The organism is Pseudomonas putida group bacterium ESBL64 (assembly GCF_045277175.1).
Taxonomy (GTDB): Bacteria; Pseudomonadota; Gammaproteobacteria; order Pseudomonadales; family Pseudomonadaceae; genus Aquipseudomonas; species Aquipseudomonas alloputida.
Genome location: NZ_CP145799.1, coordinates 2,511,857 through 2,527,090 on the forward strand (window position 1 = coordinate 2,511,857; position 15,234 = coordinate 2,527,090).

At 61.1% G+C, this 15,234-nt stretch carries 14 protein-coding genes, 1 tRNA gene and 1 pseudogene; 4 read left to right on the forward strand and 12 right to left on the reverse strand.

The features are described 5' to 3' along the window. Window positions 1-116 precede the first annotated feature (116 nt). Together nadA and V6093_RS11465 are read right to left on the reverse strand one after the other, a co-directional pair. Window positions 117-1,175: a quinolinate synthase NadA gene (nadA, locus tag V6093_RS11460; protein ID WP_003254747.1), complete on the reverse strand. Its 1,059-nt coding sequence runs from the start codon at window positions 1,173-1,175 to the stop codon at window positions 117-119. Between the two features lie 274 nt (window positions 1,176-1,449). Beyond that, on the reverse strand, window positions 1,450-2,958 hold the full coding sequence (locus tag V6093_RS11465; RefSeq protein WP_004575737.1) for a YdgA family protein: 1,509 nt from the start codon (window positions 2,956-2,958) through the stop codon (window positions 1,450-1,452). 446 nt (window positions 2,959-3,404) lie between these two features. On the opposite strand from V6093_RS11465, the gene V6093_RS11470 reads away from it, so the two are divergent. The 4 genes and pseudogenes from V6093_RS11470 (at window position 3,405) to V6093_RS11485 (ending at window position 7,992) form a co-directional block, all read left to right on the forward strand. Further along, the gene (locus V6093_RS11470; RefSeq protein WP_014862073.1) at window positions 3,405-4,757 is read left to right on the forward strand and encodes an APC family permease; all 1,353 of its coding nucleotides are present in this window, start codon (window positions 3,405-3,407) and stop codon (window positions 4,755-4,757) included. A gap of 285 nt (window positions 4,758-5,042) precedes the next feature. Then, window positions 5,043-6,032, forward strand: a pseudogene (gene mcpU, locus V6093_RS11475) (methyl-accepting chemotaxis protein McpU); the annotation flags it as partial. Between the two features lie 102 nt (window positions 6,033-6,134). Further along, window positions 6,135-6,890 carry a methyl-accepting chemotaxis protein gene (locus V6093_RS11480; protein WP_370688784.1) on the forward strand — a complete coding sequence of 252 codons (756 nt, stop codon included), beginning with the start codon at window positions 6,135-6,137 and terminating at the stop codon, window positions 6,888-6,890. A gap of 142 nt (window positions 6,891-7,032) precedes the next feature. Beyond that, complete coding sequence (locus V6093_RS11485; protein ID WP_014589999.1) at window positions 7,033-7,992, forward strand: cation diffusion facilitator family transporter; 960 nt, start codon at window positions 7,033-7,035, stop codon at window positions 7,990-7,992. Window positions 7,993-8,085: 93 nt separating this feature from the next. Here V6093_RS11485 and V6093_RS11490 read toward each other — a convergent pair. The 10 genes from V6093_RS11490 to ybgC all read right to left on the reverse strand — a co-directional run bounded on the left by V6093_RS11490 (window position 8,086) and on the right by ybgC (window position 15,131). Continuing rightward, window positions 8,086-8,161, reverse strand: a tRNA-Lys gene (locus V6093_RS11490). Between the two features lie 60 nt (window positions 8,162-8,221). Next, window positions 8,222-8,914 carry a 7-cyano-7-deazaguanine synthase QueC gene (gene queC, locus V6093_RS11495; protein ID WP_076403786.1) on the reverse strand — a complete coding sequence of 231 codons (693 nt, stop codon included), beginning with the start codon at window positions 8,912-8,914 and terminating at the stop codon, window positions 8,222-8,224. Then, a complete protein-coding gene (gene queE, locus V6093_RS11500) occupies window positions 8,914-9,561 on the reverse strand; it encodes a 7-carboxy-7-deazaguanine synthase QueE (protein WP_003254753.1) in 648 nt (215 codons plus the stop codon). Before queE ends, queC begins: the two co-directional genes overlap by 1 nt. A 168-nt stretch (window positions 9,562-9,729) precedes the next feature. Next, window positions 9,730-10,536: a tol-pal system protein YbgF gene (ybgF, locus tag V6093_RS11505; RefSeq protein WP_003254754.1), complete on the reverse strand. Its 807-nt coding sequence runs from the start codon at window positions 10,534-10,536 to the stop codon at window positions 9,730-9,732. A gap of 6 nt (window positions 10,537-10,542) precedes the next feature. Then, on the reverse strand, window positions 10,543-11,043 hold the full coding sequence (pal, locus tag V6093_RS11510) for a peptidoglycan-associated lipoprotein Pal (RefSeq protein ID WP_003254755.1): 501 nt from the start codon (window positions 11,041-11,043) through the stop codon (window positions 10,543-10,545). A 54-nt stretch (window positions 11,044-11,097) separates the two neighbouring features. Beyond that, entirely contained in the window at window positions 11,098-12,369 is a 1,272-nt protein-coding gene (gene tolB / locus V6093_RS11515) for a Tol-Pal system beta propeller repeat protein TolB (RefSeq protein WP_012051477.1), read from the reverse strand. 26 nt (window positions 12,370-12,395) lie between these two features. Continuing rightward, complete coding sequence (gene tolA / locus V6093_RS11520; protein ID WP_012051476.1) at window positions 12,396-13,514, reverse strand: cell envelope integrity protein TolA; 1,119 nt, start codon at window positions 13,512-13,514, stop codon at window positions 12,396-12,398. Next, complete coding sequence (gene tolR / locus V6093_RS11525) at window positions 13,514-13,966, reverse strand: protein TolR (RefSeq protein ID WP_003254760.1); 453 nt, start codon at window positions 13,964-13,966, stop codon at window positions 13,514-13,516. The genes tolA and tolR overlap by 1 nt, the downstream gene beginning before the upstream one ends. Before the next feature lie 14 nt (window positions 13,967-13,980). Further along, a complete protein-coding gene (tolQ, locus tag V6093_RS11530) occupies window positions 13,981-14,676 on the reverse strand; it encodes a protein TolQ (RefSeq protein ID WP_003254762.1) in 696 nt (231 codons plus the stop codon). Window positions 14,677-14,678: 2 nt separating this feature from the next. Further along, on the reverse strand, window positions 14,679-15,131 hold the full coding sequence (gene ybgC / locus V6093_RS11535) for a tol-pal system-associated acyl-CoA thioesterase (protein WP_003254764.1): 453 nt from the start codon (window positions 15,129-15,131) through the stop codon (window positions 14,679-14,681). Window positions 15,132-15,234: the final 103 nt, after the last annotated feature.

Genomic DNA, 15,234 nt, shown 5'->3' on the forward strand with positions numbered 1-15,234 from the left:
CAGGCGTCTGCAGGGCCATGTGGGAGCAACTGTCTTGCTCAATTTCTAAAAGCTGGCGCGATCCGTGTGGTAGCGGCCTTGTGTCGCGATTAGGCCGCAAAGCGGCCTCGGCAACCTCAAGCGTTACCGGAAAGCTTCAGCCGCGCCGCCTGGGTAAAGTCCAGCATACGGTTTAGCGGCTTGATCGCCTTGGGCACCAGCGCCGGGTCAACGAAAATTTCGTTGGTGCCGTTACGCAGGCAATCCAGCACCCGCTCCAGGGTGTTCATCGCCATCCACGGGCAATGCGCACAGCTGCGGCATGCCGCGCCGTTACCGGCGGTGGGGGCTTCGACGAATTCCTTGTCCGGGCACAGCTGCTGCATCTTGTAGAAGATGCCGCGGTCGGTGGCGACGATGAAGGTTTTGTTCGGCAGGGTCTGGGCAGCCTTGATCAGCTGGCTGGTGGAACCCACCGCGTCGGCCAACTCGATCACCGCTTCCGGCGACTCGGGGTGCACCAGGATCGCAGCATCCGGGTACAGCGCCTTCATGTCAGCCAACTGGCGCGACTTGAACTCTTCGTGAACGATGCAGGCACCGTCCCACAGCAGCATGTCGGCACCGGTCTGCTTCTGGATGTAACGGCCCAGGTGCTGGTCCGGGCCCCAGATGATGGTTTCGCCGTTGTCCATCAGGCTTTCGACAATTTCCAGCGCGCAGCTCGAAGTCACCACCCAATCGGCGCGTGCCTTCACCGCTGCGGACGTGTTGGCGTAGACCACCACGGTGCGTTCAGGGTGCTGGTCGCAGAAGGCCGAGAACTCTTCTACCGGGCAGCCCAGGTCGAGCGAGCAAGTGGCCTCCAGTGTCGGCATTAGCACGCGCTTTTCCGGAGTGAGGATTTTTGCCGTCTCGCCCATGAAGCGCACACCGGCCACGATGACTGTTTCGGCCGGGTGGTTCTTGCCGAAACGGGCCATTTCCAACGAGTCGGACACGCAGCCGCCGGTTTCTTCAGCCAGCGCCTGGATGACCGGGTCGCAGTAGTAATGGGCAACCAGCACGGCATTCTGGGCTTTGAGCTCGGCAGCGATGGCCGCACGGTATTCGGCCTCCTGCTCGGCTGTCAGCGGGTTGGGCTGCTTGGCGTCGAGGTGGGCCTGAACCAAAAGGCGTTCGGAAATCTGGGTCATGATCGCTGGACCTGCAGGCGCGCTTGCGCGTCAAATCGAGTGTATCACCCGGCCCTGGCAGATCGGCTAAGGGTGCCGGACGGCATGGTGACCGCCACGGCCCTCTGCGGGCGCGGATTATTATCGGAGGCCGAAGGCTACAGACAATCCAGCGATTACTAAAGGGGTTTTTGTGTTGCCTGTGCTGGCCTCATCGCGGGTAAACCCGCTCCTACACTGTGAAATCCTGGTAGGAGCGTGTTCACCCGCGAAGAGGCCGCAACAGGAGAAACCATCACCCCTGCGGCGACAGGGCCGCCAGATGCGCCGCCATGAACATGGCAAATTCTTCCACGGTCATTTTTCGGCCATTGAAATCGACCATGCCATCGGCATAGTGCAGGCTGCTGACCACATCATCGCCCTGTACGGTGGCCATGCCGCTCTGCAGCGCCATCATGCCGACCATCTCCCCCGCCTGGCTCGACTGCATGGCAATCGCTTGCGCATCGGTCTGGCCATCCAGCAAGGCCTGCAAGGTCGCCAGGTCACCGATCATCGGCTTGGACAGCGACAGCTTGCCTTTCACCTCCGTGATGATCTGCTTGCTCAGCTGGTCCGGCGGCAGGTCGAAGCTGGCCGGTGCGGCGAGGTCCATCGACAGGTTGAAGCGGCTCTCGCCATTGGCGGTCTTGAACGACAGGTTTTCCACCGCCAGCTTGGGCTTGGCGGCCAGCAACTTCTGCAAGTCACCCTGGAAGCGGGCCTTTTCGGCGTCGTCCATCTGGATCTGCGGCACCGGCTGGCCAGCCGCACTGGCGGCCTCGAACTCCGGCAAGTGCGACTGGTACCACTTCGACAAGGCCTGCAGCGCCGGGGCGTTTACCGAAGTCACGCTCACCGCCATCTGCGCCTTGCCTACCGCGCGGCCATCCCAGCTGATGTCGCCGACCTTGTACGCCGCGCGGCCACCTACGGTGTCCGTGCCGTCGAGGGTTTGCAAGGCGTTCTGTTCCAGGCCCTTGATCAACAGCACCTGCTGTTTCGGCCCAAGTGTGACCTTGGCTTCAGCCAACGCCAGATCGACGTTACCGACATAGATGGCATCGTGCGCGGTGGCTGCGAGGTTACCGCCAAACGTCAGCCCGTTGAGCTCGAACGTGGCCGGCGGCTGGTCGTCATGCACACGCTTCATCACCAGCCTGTCGGCCTGGCCGCGGAACTTGGAGGCCTTGCCCTCCTTGTCCCCACTGACTTCGAACTGCATGCCCGAAAAGTCGAAGGTGTTGCCATCCGCTTCGTCAATCTTGAGCGGCGCCAGCTGAACCTGGCTGACCACGCTGCCGCCGTAACCCAGGCTGGTCTGTGCGCTGATCGGGGCCTTTTCACCCGCAGCGGCGAACAATGGCGCGACGGCTTCATCCTTCTGCAGCGTGCTGTTGCTGACCGCCATTACCGGCATCAGCTTCAGTGCCCTGACCCTCGACCAGGGAAACGGGCCGTGCTCGATCTGGTCGGTCACGCCCACGTCAAAATTGATCACCTCGCCCTGCCCCACGTTGATGTCGCGAGCCTTGAGCCGGTACTGGGCAGTGCTGCTGAAGAGATGCTGCTCCAGCGACACACGCTCGATGCTCATGCTACCACCGGTACTGACCAGGGCCTTTTTGAGTTCGGCGTTGCTGCGTGCAAGGGCGTTGTCCAGCTCTGCCGGCAGCTGCTTGCCGGTGTACCAGGCGCCTGCGGTGGTTGCGACGGCAATGGCGATAGCCAGGCCGGAAAGGATGCCAACTGATTTCTTCATGAATAGAACCGATTGCTGTCCGTAAGGGCTTCGAAGGCGGCCAGAGGCCACGCAGAAATCGAAGAGTACCACCCCCGATTGGGCCGAGTGCTGGCCCAGCTCGAGAAATGCCATTTTTCGGACACATCCGACAGCCAGGTGAAACAAGCAAAGGATTCGTTAATTTTTACGAACACTCAAATTGATCAGAATCGCAAAAAAACGCGCAACAACCGAACAAATCCCGTATTTAATCGATAAATATTTCAATTTTGCAACATCTTGTCATGTTTAACTTGACACCCACCTACCCATCGTTTTTTATTTTCACCACTTTGCGCGCCCCACCGCGCCTTCCGCCGCTCCAACATAAAAGGTGAACAATATGGAGCCCACCCGCTCGCCCTTGCCGCATGCGCAATACACCGTGCCCGTCGTTTACGCCCAGCAGCAGGAGCCATGCCAGCATGCAGCCTGACCACAGCGCTTCCGGCAACGGCCAACTTCGCAAGACCCTGCGCCTCTGGCACGTGATCATCATCGGCCTGGCTTACCTGACCCCGATGACCGTGTTCGACACCTTCGGCATCGTCAGCGGGATCACCGCTGGCCATGTACCCAGCGCCTACATCCTGGCATTGGCCGGCATCCTGTTCACCGCGGTGAGCTATGGCACCCTGGTAAAACGCTTCCCGCAGTCGGGCTCGGCCTACACCTACACCCAGCGCGCGATCAACCCGCACGTGGGCTTCCTGGTGGGCTGGTCTTCACTGCTGGACTACCTGCTGCTGCCGATGGTCAACGCGCTACTGGCCAAGCTGTACCTTTCGGCCATGTTCCCGGAAGTACCTGAGTGGATGTGGGTCGCCGGCTTCGTCACCCTGATCAGCCTGATCAACATGCGCAGCGTAAACCTGGTGGCCCACTTCAACCTGCTGTTCGTGGGTGTACAGGTGGCGATCATCGCCGTGTTCATCTACCTGTGCGTGCGCGGCCTGGACCAGGGTGAAGGGCTGGGTACCACCTGGAGCCTGATACCGTTCGCCGACAGCCAGACCCAGTTCAGTGCCCTGGCCGCCGGTGCAACCATCCTGTGCTTCTCGTTCCTGGGCTTTGATGCGGTCACCTGCCTGTCCGAGGAAACCCGCGATCCGGCCAAGACCATTCCCCGGGCAATCTTCCTCACCGCACTGATTGGCGGTGTGGTCTTCATCACCGTGTCGTACTTCATCCAGGCCTACTTCCCGACCATGGCCCGCTTCCACGACCATGAAGCAGCCCTGCCGGAAATTGCCCTGTACGTTGGCGGCAAGCTCTTCCAGTCGATCTTCATTGCCTGCACCGTGATCAACACCATCGCCTCGGGCCTGGCCTCGCAAACCAGCGTGTCACGGCTGCTGTATGTAATGGGCCGCGACAACGTGATCCCGGCCAGCGTCTTCGCCCGCCTGCATTCGCGCTACAAGACGCCAGTGCTGAACATTGCAGTCGTAGGGCTGATTTCGCTATCGGCGATCTTCTTCGACCTGGTTACCGCCACTTCCATCATCAACTTCGGCGCCCTGGTCGCGTTCAGCTTCGTCAACCTGTCGGTCATCAACCACTGCTACCTGCGTGAAGGCAATCGCAAAGGCCTGAGCAACCAGTTTAAGTACCTGGTTCTGCCTACCATCGGCTTCTGCATCATCGTCTCGCTGTGGCTGGACCTGAACGCACATTCGCTGATGTTTGGCGGCATCTGGGCTGCGCTCGGGCTGGTCTACCTGGGCTGGCTGACCAAAGCCTTCCGCGCGGCACCGCCCAACTACGTCGCCGAATGACCCACGCTGCCAACAACGCCCGCGCCTGATCGCGGGCGTTGCATTTGTTTGAAAAGGAAAGCCCTCATGCCGCTGCGTCGCCTCTCCATCCAGTGGAAGATCACACTCCTCGCCGGCCTGTGCCTGCTGGCCATTGTCGCCTTGCTGGTAGCCACCTCGCTGACCCAGGCCCATCGCAGCGCCGCCCTGGTCAACCAGGCCAACACTGCCATGCTCGAAGACAGCGCCCGCCAGCGCCTGCAGGCCCACGCCGAAACCCAGGCCTTGCGTATCCAGCGCTACTTCATGGACGCCTACCAGTACGGCAATGGCTTTGCCCGCCTGGTACAGGTGCTGAAGGACCGTGGTGGTAGCGACCTGCGCGCCGAACTGACCCGCCAGGCGCGTGCTAGCCTGGCCGGCAACCCGGATGTGATTGGCCTGTACCTGGTGTTCCAGCCCAATGCCCTGGACCAGCAGGACAGCCACTACCTCGGGCAGGACGCCCTGGGCAGCAATGAGAGCGGGCGTTTCTCGCTGTACTGGTCCCAACCAAGCCCCGGCACCCTGGAACTTGAAGCCATGCCGGAAACGATGCTCGGTGACACCAGCATCGGCAGCAACGGCGCGGCGAAGAACCGCTGGCTGACCTGCCCGCAGGACACCGCCAGGACCTGCATGCTCGAACCGTACCTCGACGAGGTCAACGGCCGTCAGGTGCTGATGACCAGCATCGCTCTGCCACTGCTGGAACACGGCAAGGTAGTCGGCGTGGTCGGCCTGGACATCGGCCTGGCCAACCTGCAGCAACTGAGTGTGGACGGCCGCCGCGACCTGTTCGACGGCCAGGGCCAGGTGAGTATCGCCACCGCCGCCGGCCTGCTGGCGGGCAACAGCCGCGACGACAGCACGCTCGGCAAGCCCATGGCAAATGCGGTAGCCGACGGTCTGCTGCGCGTGGCCCACCCCTTCACGCCAATCCCTGACACAGCCCCGTGGCAGGTATGGCTGGAAGTGCCGGAAAGCGTGCTGCAGGCCCCTGCCGTAGCCCTAAACCAGCGCCTTGATGCCCATAACCAGAATGCCAACCTCACCAGCCTGCTGATAGGCCTTGGCACGGCAATCGTGGGTTTGCTGCTGGTGTGGCTGACCGCTCGCGGCGTTAGCCGGCCAATCCTGGCCGTGGCGGCACGCCTGGAAGACATTGCCAGTGGCGAAGGCGACCTTACCCGTCGCCTGGACTACGCCCGCCAGGATGAACTGGGCCTGCTCACCGCCTGGTTCAACCGCTTCCTCGACAAGTTGCAACCGGTCATTGCTCAGGTCAAAGGGTCGCTGCAGGAGGCCCGTGACACCGCCGACCAATCGGCCGCCATCGCCAGCCAGACCAGCAACGGCATGCAGCAGCAGCATCGCGAAATCGAACAGGTGGCCACAGCGGCCAATGAAATGAGCGCCACCGCTCTGGATGTCGCCCACAACGCCTCGCAGGCGGCCCAGGCCGCACGCGCCGCGGATCAGGCCAGCCAGGAAGGCTTGCAACTGGTGGACAGCACGCGCCAGGGCATCGACCGCCTGGCCGCAGGCATGAACACTGCCATGGACGAGGCCCGTGCACTGGAAGACCGCAGCGGGCAAATCGGCTCGGTGCTTGAAGTGATCCGCACCATTGCCGAGCAAACCAACCTGCTGGCACTGAATGCCGCCATCGAAGCGGCCCGCGCAGGCGAAGCCGGGCGTGGCTTCGCCGTGGTTGCCGATGAGGTGCGCGGCCTGGCCCAGCGCACGCAGGTTTCGGTAGAGGAAATTCGCCAGGTCATCGAAGGCCTTCAGCAAGGCACCCAGGACGTGGTGGGGGCCATGCATGCAGGCCAACGCCAGGCCCAGGACAGCGCCGCACGCATGGAGCAGGCATTACCGGCACTGCAGCGTATTGGCGAGGCCGTGGCGGTGATCAGCGACATGAACTTGCAGATAGCCTCGGCGGCGGAAGAGCAGAGCGCGGTGGCCGAGGAAGTGAACCGTAACGTGGCCGGCATTCGAGACGTGACAGAATCACTGGCCGGACAGGCCGATGAATCGGCACGCATCAGCCAAGCCCTGAACCGGCTGGCCAACCAGCAGCAGGCGCTGATGGAGCAGTTTCGCGTTTAGCCTGTCAGGGCCTCTTCGCGGGCACGCCCGCTCCCACAGGTTCGGCGTAATCCTAAGGGGCTGTGCAGTTCCTGTGGGAGCGGGCGTGCCCGCGAAGAGGCCCTGACAGGCACCGCACCATTGTTATTCTTGAGCACAACTTATGCCTAATCCAACCCGATCCACTTTCTTCGACATCACCAGCGAACAAGGGCTTTTACGCACCTCGATCGCCGCCACCCTGTTCATCGCCACCATCGGCATCGCCTTCGGCCTTGCCTCCGGCTCGTTTTCCATCGTCTTCGACGGCGTATACTCACTGGTCGACGCCAGCATGAGCGGGCTCTCGCTGGTCGTGGTCAAGCTGATCACTTCGCACACCACCAGCGTGCAGATGTCACGCAAGCTGCGCGAGCGCTTCACCATGGGTTTCTGGCACCTGGAACCCATGGTACTGGCGCTCAACGGCATTCTGCTCGGCGGCGTGGCCATCTACGCGCTGATCAATGCCGTCAGCAGCCTGCTGCAAGGCGGGCGCCACCTGGAGTTCGGCATTGCCATGGTCTACGCGGCGCTGACGGTGATCACCTGCGTGACCATCGCCGTCATCGAGGCCCGCGCCAACCGCAAACTAAAGTCAGACTTCGTGCGCATGGACGTCAAGGGCTGGGTAATGTCAGCCAGCATCACGGCCGCACTGCTGATCGCCTTCTGCTTTGGCTATGCCGTGCAAGGTACTTCGCTGGAATGGGTATCACCCTATATTGACCCGGCGGTGCTGGCGCTGGTGTGCCTGGTGATCGTGCCATTGCCGATGTCGGTGGTGCGTCAGGCGCTGTCTGAAATCTTCCTGGTCACCCCTGGCGACCTCAAGCTGCACGTAGATGAGGTGGCCAAGGCCTTCGTCGCTCGCCACGGCCTGCAGTCTTACCGCGCCTATGTCGCCAAGGTCGGGCGTTCGCGGGAGATTGAGCTGTATTTCATCGTGCCCAAAACCATGGCGGCGAAGACCATCGATGAATGGGATGCCTGGCGCAACGAGATTGGCGACGCGGTAGGCGGCGAAGGGCCGGACCGCTGGCTGACAGTGGTGTTCACTGGCGACCCGGAATGGGCCGAGTAATGTGTGGGCGCTCTGCGCCCTTTTTCCGAAACCCGTAGCGCAAACGAAAAAGCCCGCGACCATTTCTGGTAGCGGGCTTTCACGGACTGCGTATGGTGGGTCGTGTAGGATTCGAACCTACGACCAATTGGTTAAAAGCCAACTGCTCTACCAACTGAGCTAACGACCCATTTGATGGCGCGTATAATACTGATTTCTAACGAGAATTCAACACCCCATCACGATTTTTTCAAAAATACCGAGTCGGGTCTTCGATACCGGCGGCCTTGAAACCGTCGGCGCGCAGGCGGCAGCTGTCGCATTTGCCACAGGCGCGGCCGTCATCGTCGGCCTGGTAGCAGGAAACGGTCAGGCTGTAGTCCACACCACGGGCCATACCGGCCTGCACGATCTGCGCCTTGCTCATGTTCTGCAGCGGCGCCTGGATGCGGAAACCCTGCCCTTCTACGCCAGCCTTGGTCGCCAGGTTGGCCATGCGCTCGAAGGCCTCGACGAACTCGGGACGGCAATCCGGGTAGCCAGAGTAATCGACGGCGTTGACGCCAATGAAGATGTCGCGCGCTTCCAGCACTTCAGCCCAACCCAGCGCCAGCGAAAGGAACACGGTGTTGCGCGCCGGCACATAAGTGACCGGAATGCCTTCACCCGGGGCTTCCGGCACGTCGATGCTGCTGTCGGTCAATGCCGAACCGCCGATGCCGTCGAGGTTCAGCCCAATCACCTTGTGCTCGACCACACCCAGGTCGCGGGCCACGCGGGCAGCGGCGTTCAGCTCGGCGCGATGACGCTGGCCGTAGTCAAAGCTCATGGTGTAGCAGCTGTAGCCTTCGGCCTTGGCCATGGCAACCACGGTGGCCGAGTCCAGGCCGCCGGACAACAGGATTACTGCGCGTTTTTCTGTCATGTGTACGTGCTCCTCAATCAACGTCCGGGCTCGTCGTTCCACAGCAGCTTGTGCAGCTGAAGTTGGAAGCGTACGGGCAGGTTGTCAGCAACGATCCAGTCAGCCAGGTCACTGGCGTTCACCTGATGATGGCTGGGTGAGAACAACACCTCACCGGCACGCTCTGCCAGGTTGTACTGGATCAGCTTGGATACCGCCCAGTCATAATCCTCACGGGAACAAATGACGAACTTGACCTGGTCGTTGCGCGTCAGCTGCTCGATGTTCTCGTAGCGGTTACGGTGCGACTCTTCGGAGCCTGGGGTTTTCAGGTCGACCACACGGCTGACGCGGGTGTCGGTGCCGGCAATATCCAGCGCGCCGCTGGTCTCCAGCGACACCTCGTAACCGGCGTCACACAGCCGCTGCAGCAATGGCAAGGCGTTGGGCTGGGCCAGCGGTTCGCCACCGGTGACACAGACGTAGCGCGGCTTGAAGCCGGCCACTTGCTCAAGGATCGAATCAAGGGTGCGAACGGTACCGCCACTGAAGGCATAGGCACTGTCGCAGTACTGGCAACGCAGGGGGCAACCGGTGAGGCGCACAAATACCGTAGGCAGCCCGGCCGTTCGCGTCTCACCCTGCAAAGAGTAAAAGACTTCGGTGATGCGTAATGTGTCTTGCATGCTCGCCACGGGCGTGACAGCTAAACAGGCTGTCCGCCTCCGTCAGGCACTGTCGCGGACTCGACATCGCGTTATCCGCAGCAGCGTGTTTACGAAAAAAGGGCAGTGATTCTAACGAAAAAACCCGCGACTGGCGCGGGTTTCTTTCGAGCGGTACAGCGACAACGCCTAGAGCTTCTGCAGGTCACGCTGGGCCAGTTGAGCGGCAGAGGTGCCGGGGTACTGGGTGACGACCTGCTGGAGGATGCCTTTTACCTTGTCGGTATGGCCCATACGGCGCTCGACATCAGCCAGTTTGTACAGCGAATCTGGCACCTTGCTGTGCTTCGGGTACTTTTGGCTGACCTGGGCAAAGGCCTGGCTGGCGCCTTGCAGGTCACCCTTGGCCAGGTTCACTTCACCCAACCAGTACTGGGCATTACCGGCGTACTGGCTGTTGGGGTACTTGCGCAGGAAGGCGTTGAACGCCTGGCTGGCCTTGTCGAAGTCTTTCTGTTTGATCAGGTCGAAAGCTGCGTCGTAATAGAGCTTCTCTTTCGCCGGATCACCGGGCTGGCTACTGCCGGCCGGTTGTTGCGCAGCAGCACCTGCTGCGGCATCGGGGGCGGCATTGGACGCACCACCACCGGAGGAATTGTCAGGGGTTGCGGCAGGCGCAGCGCCACTGTTGATGCGACGGTCCAGGTCCTGGTAACGCTCCAGGTTTTCCTGCTTCATGCGCGACACATCGTTTTGCAGCTCTTCGATGATGCCTTGCTGGCGGGAAAGCTGATCCTGCATCTGTTGCAGCTGCATGAACAGCTGGCCCTGTGCAGAGGCAGGGGCCGAAGCCCCTGACCCGGCATAGGCGCCGCTCGTGCCATAACCCGCAGGCGGATAGCTGCCTGCGTTGTCATCTACTACAGGGACCTCAGCCCAGGCCGCAAGCGGCAGGCTGAGTGCGAGGACGGTTACTACACGGCGGCACATACGCATAAGAACTTACTTACGCAGTTCTACGCGACGGTTCTGAGCCCAGGACTGCTCGTCGTTGCCGGTAGCAACTGGACGCTCTTCGCCGTAGGAAACCAGTTCCAGCTGAGCAGGGGAAACGCCCTGCAGAACCAGGTAGCGCTGAACGGCTTTCGCACGACGCTCACCCAGAGCCATGTTGTACTCGCGGGTGCCGCGCTCGTCGGTGTTACCTTCCAGAACAACACGGTTGCCGTTGGCTTTCAGGTCCTTGGCGTGAACGTCCAGAGCGCGCATGGCTTCTGGCTTCAGGTCCGAGCTGTCGTATTCGAAGTAGAAGGTGGTGATTGCGCGCAGGGCGGCTTCTTCGCTCAGGGAGCCGTCAACAGCGCCAGTGTTGGCACCGTAGCCAGCGTTAGGATCTACAGCAGCGCCTTCGCCTGCGTTATCACCGCCCTTCGAGGAGCAACCTACAGCTACGGCCATGGCCAGGGCCAGCGCAGCAAATTTACCAAACTTCAGCATTTCCATCGTGAAACTCCTAATGAAACCCCAGTGTGTTAAGCAAAATGTATTACGCCGCAATCAGTTCAGGTAAGGGGACCAGGACGGTTCTCTGACTTCGCCTTGAGCGGTAGGAAGTGGGAGCCTCACGCGGCCATTAAGCGACACGAGCATCAAGACTCCCCGGCCCTGCTGGCGGGTGGCGTAGATTAGCATGGTGCCGTTTGGCGCAACAGTGGGAGACTCATCAAGACTTGTTTCAGACAGAATCTTTACACTTCCGCGCTGCAAGTCCTGTGCCGCCACTTTGAAGTTGGTAAAGCCCTGTTGGCGATGGATCATTACCAGGGTCTTTTCGTCCGCCGAAAGTTTCGGGTTGGCGTTGTAGTTACCCACGAACGTTACGCGCTCGGCACCACCACCACTGACCGACTGTTTATAGATCTGCGGTTTGCCGCCACGGTCGGAAGTGAAGTAAAGGGTGTTGCCATCTTTACCCCAGAACGGCTCGGTATTGATACCCGGGCCTGCAGTAACACGGCTGATCTGGCGCGAGGCCACATTCATCACGTAGATGTCCGGGTTGCCGTCCTTGGACAGCACGAACGCCAGGCGCGAACCGTCTGGCGACCAGGCTGGCGCACCGTTCAGGCCTTCGAAGTTGGTCACCTGCTCGCGGCGGCCAGTATCGATGTTCTGCACGAAGATACGTGGGCGCTTCTGCTCGAACGAAACGTAGGCGATCCGTTTGCCATCTGGCGCAAAGCGCGGCGACAGGATCGGCTCACGCGATTGCAGCAGGGTCACCGCACGCGCACCGTCGTAGTCCGAACGCTGGAGGGTGTAGCGGGTGTTGTTGGTGGAAAAACGCTCAGCCGTCACGTACAGCATGCGCGTAGAGAACGCGCCCTTGATGCCGGTCAGCTTCTCGAACGACTGGTCGGCAATGTAGTGCGCCATGTCGCGCAGCTGGTCGGTGCTGCCCGCCACGCTGCCGGTCAGCACTTGCTGCTCGGTGGCGACGTTGAACAGCGCGTACTGCACCTGCAGGCGACCGCCCGACGGCACGATGCTGCCGACCATCACGTATTGTGCACCCAGCGCTTTCCAGTCACGGAAGATCACTTCGCTGGCCTGCGACGGCTGGCTGATCATGTTCTGCCGCGGAATTGGCGAGTAGTAGCCAGAGTTGCGCAGGTCATTGCCGATGATGTCGGCGATGTCTTCGGGCAGCACGCTGCCGCCCTGCAGACCGAACGGCACTACCGCGATGGGCGTGGCCCGATCACTGCCGCTGGTAACCAGGATGTTCTTTTCTTCTGCCACCGCCATGCCTGCCACGCAGCAGAGCATGACCAGCAGTCCTCTCAGACGTTTAATCACAACGCTAGATCCTCAGGTGTAAATGTCATCTTGAACGAACGATATTGGTTGAAATCGCTCGGCTTCATACCCTGCATCTCGGTCAAACGACCAATGTTCTTCACCGCAGCCACCGCCGAACTGTCATACGGGCCGTCACCACTGGAACGGGCCACGCTGACACTGGTGATGGTACCGTCCGGCAACATGTTGATCTGCAGGACCACCGTCATGCCCTTGCGCGCGGAAGGCGGACGTGCCCAGCCCTCGGCCGCGCGCATACGGATCAGGTCGTCGAAGTCGCCGGCCACCTGGTCACCCTGCTCGTCGGCCAGCGCCTGCTGCCGCTCGGTGGTATCGGACAACAGCTCGGCCAGTGCCTGGGCTTTCTTGTCTTCTGCCGCCTTGCGGGCCGCTTCCTGTGCCTTCTTCTTCTGGGCATCTGCAGCGGCCTTTTTCTTGGCCTCTTCAGCTGCCTTCTTCTTCGCGTCCTCGGCCGCCGCTTTCTTCTTGGCGTCCTCGGCTGCTTTCTTCTTGGCCTCTTCGGCTGCCTTTTTCTTGGCTTCCTCGGCGGCTTGCTTCTTCGCCTCTTCAGCGGCCTCTTTCTTGGCCTCTTCTTCGGCTTTTTTCTTGGCTTCGTCCTCAGCCTTTTTCTTGGCGATGTCGGCCTGCTGTTTCTCGGCGGCTTTCTTCGCCTCGTCGGCTTTCTTGGCTTCGGCGGCTTTCTTGGCCTCGGCAGCCTTGGCAGCTTCGGCGGCCTTGGCAGCATCCTCGGCTTTTTTCGCCTCGGCGGCTTCGCGGGCCTCTTCGGCCTTTTGAGCGGCGTCAGCTTTCTTTTGTTCCGCGGCCTTCACGGCCTCCTGCTCGACCTTCTTCTGTTCCAGCTGCTCGACTTCGGTCTGGCGCGAAGCGGTTTTCTTCGCCTCCCCGGCAATCTTCTGATTGGTCTGGGTGGTTGCCTGGCTCTTGGACTTGAGCTGGTACAGGGTAGCCTGAACGATCGGCTTGGAAGGCGGCAGCTCAGGCGTCATGGCAAAACTGACGAACAGCAGGGCAAACACCAGCACATGCAGGCCGATGGCCCAGACACTGGGCCAGAAGTAGCTTTCCGAGGCGGATGGCTCTCGCTGTTGCATCAGGGCGCCTCGGTAATCAGGCCAACGTTACCGACACCGGCCTTCTGCAACCCGCCCATGGCACCCATGACCGCGCCATAGTCGACAGCCTTGTCGCCACGAATGAACACCTGGGTCTGCTTGCCCTGGTCACGGCCGGCAGCAATGATCTTGGTAACGGCGTCGGTCATGGCCGGCAAGGTCATGGCCTTGTCCATCTGCTTGTCGGTATCGACTTCACTGCCGAGGTTCCAGTAATAGGTTTTATCGGCCTTGATGGAGATGGTGAGGATCTGGACGTTGTTGTCCTGCGGCAAGGCTTCGCTGGAAACCTTGGGCAGGTCGACCTTCACGCCCTGATTGAGCATGGGCGCCGTCACCATGAAGATGACCAGCAGCACCAGCATCACGTCGATGTAGGGCACCACGTTCATCTCGGCGACGGGCTTGCGTTTGTGGCGAACTCGGGCCATGGGCTTCTACCTGATTACTCTTCGCTGGTGTGCACTTTGCGGTGCAGGATCGCCTGGAACTCGTCGGCGAAGGTGTAGTAACGGCCGATCAGTATTTCACTGCGCGCGGCGAAACGGTTGTAGGCAATGACAGCCGGGATTGCCGCGAACAGGCCGATGGCGGTTGCGATCAGTGCTTCGGCAATGCCCGGCGCAACGGTGGCCAGGGTGGCCTGCTGTGCGCTGGCCAGGCCGCGGAAGGAGTTCATGATGCCCCACACGGTGCCGAACAGGCCGATGTACGGGCTGGTCGAACCAACGGTGGCCAGGAACGGCAAGCTCTGCTCGAGTTTTTCTTCCTCGCGCGAGATGGCCACACGCATGGCACGGCCAACACCTTCCATGACAGCGTCCGGGTCGACACCCGGCTGCTGGCGCAGGCGCGAGAACTCCTTGAAACCGGCACGGAACACCTGCTCCACGCCGGAGTCCGGGTCTGGGTTGCTGCCTGCCTGGCGGTACAGCTTGGACAGGTCGATGCCTGACCAGAAACGCTCTTCGAAGGCATCCAGCGCACGACGACCGGCGCGCAGCATGGTGCTGCGCTGGAAGATCATGATCCATGAGGTGACCGAGGCGGCCACCAGGGTCAGCATTACCAGCTGTACCACCACGCTGGCATTGCTGACCAGACTCCACATGGAGGTATGGTCGACGACGTTAGCTTCCACGCTTATTCTCCTGCATTCGATTGATTACCCGAGCCGTCCGCCGCAAAGGCGTCGCGCAGCTGGGGGGGTAGGGCTCGGGGTTTGAAAGTGTCGGCGCGCACGGCAGCCACCAGGAACTGCCCTTCGCAAAGCAGCGTTTCATCCTTTTCCCGCCAGACCTGCTGTACGAAACGCAAGCTGGCGCGATTGAGTTCAAGTACTTGCGCGGTCACCCGCAATTCGTCATCCAGCCGCGCCGGCGCGTGATAGCGCGCTTCGCTGGAATGGACCACGAACAGCAGGTTGTCTTCAGCCAGCTGCGACTGGGAAAAGCCCAGATGCCGCAGGCGTTCGGTGCGCGCGCGCTCCATGAATTTCAGGTAGTTGACGTAATACACCACGCCGCCCGCATCGGTATCTTCGTAATAGACGCGACACCGGTGTGCGAACGGTTCGAGCTGATTTTGCGCGCGCATACTCTAGTGCTTACTCCTCAGCTTGCCAATCCGCTGTGGCAACTGTTTTTTCTTCATTAATGTCTTATTGCCAGCGCACCCAGGGCATGCCAGCGGTAGGACC